Source organism: Roseibacillus persicicus (assembly GCF_014651675.1).
GTDB classification, from domain to species: Bacteria; Verrucomicrobiota; Verrucomicrobiia; order Verrucomicrobiales; family Akkermansiaceae; genus Roseibacillus; species Roseibacillus persicicus.
This window is the reverse complement of the sequence record NZ_BMXI01000076.1, coordinates 1-723: the sequence shown is the minus strand read 5'-3', so window position 1 is coordinate 723 and position 723 is coordinate 1. Positions and strand designations below refer to the sequence as shown.

The following is a 723-nucleotide window of genomic DNA, read 5'->3' as shown; positions in this document are numbered from 1 at the left end:
CGAAGAGGGATATCCCAGAACATTCCCGGCTTCAGAAACGAAGTTGACTTCGGAACGAAGGGAATCACTGGAGGTTTCGATGCCATGCGGATTTTTTTGCCGAACGTCTCAGCACACCCAATCCGACCGACTCAGCGCGCTTTCACTACTTCTACCACGCTCCCTCCTCCAGTCAATCCTCCAACTCGCCAGCGCGGTTGGATTTGTGGTGCTGCGCATTGTTCGCCAGTCCGAGAGTCAATGGGCAGCCAAATCCCTAGCCGACTAGAGAAACCACAGGCACTATATCATCATTATAGTAATGACACCGGTCAGGAAAGAGAAAGGTAATGAAATCAAAGATTGTTCTATGGTGCCCCGCATAAGGGAATACAAGATATCCAATTAACGAATACTTCCGACCGTCCCTCTCAATTCTCCTTACGTTGTGCTAGCTTTTCCTCTGCGTAAATTTCCCGCAGACCGTCTTCCCACTCGCTGAGAAGTTTTGGTGGATAGTCCTTACTATGGCGCGTTAACTCCGTCAAAACACGGCGAAAGTCGTCTTGCAACAGATTGCTGTGTCGACACTCCGTGCGAAAATCGGCTGCGAAGTCGGTATAATCCATAATATTTAGGCGAACGTTCCAGCACACCCAATCCGACCGACTCAGCGCGCTTTCGATACTTCTACCACCTTCCCTTCTCCAGTCAAGTCTCCGACTCGCCAGCGCGGTCGGATTT

General features: G+C 50.5%; 1 protein-coding gene. It reads right to left on the bottom strand.

What is annotated here, in order from left to right; genetic code table 11:
* Positions 1 to 410: 410 nt before the first annotated feature.
* A partial coding sequence (locus tag IE099_RS20945) for a hypothetical protein (protein ID WP_229809640.1) occupies positions 411 to 723 on the bottom strand: 313 nt, incomplete at its 5' end.